The sequence below is a fragment of the Bradyrhizobium sp. Mp27 genome, from assembly GCF_029953005.1.
GTDB lineage: Bacteria > Pseudomonadota > Alphaproteobacteria > Rhizobiales > Xanthobacteraceae > Bradyrhizobium > Bradyrhizobium barranii.
Genome location: NZ_JASAUS010000759.1, coordinates 1 through 252 on the forward strand (window position 1 = coordinate 1; position 252 = coordinate 252).

Sequence of the window (252 nt, forward strand, 5' to 3'; positions counted from 1 at the left end):
CGTCCGCCGCGCCCATAGCGGCAGGATTGCCGAACTGAAGCGGAGGCGGTCGCCTGGCCCGCTCGCTCCGCGGTCGCGGACCTTGGGACGAGCGACCTCCACCGGACCGATGCCGGTCGCAATCTCGCGCACCGGACCGTGCCCATGTCGGACCAGGCGCGCTCGACCGTCGGGCAGCGTCAGATTGGCCGTGCTGGCCAGAAACGCGCCAACCTCGATCTCGATCGCCCTGGCAAGCAGGTCCCGCGCGCC

At 71.8% G+C, this 252-nt stretch carries 1 pseudogene; it reads right to left on the reverse strand.

What is annotated here, in order from left to right:
* Window positions 1-252: pseudogene (locus QJT78_RS52575) on the reverse strand (IS256 family transposase); the annotation flags it as partial.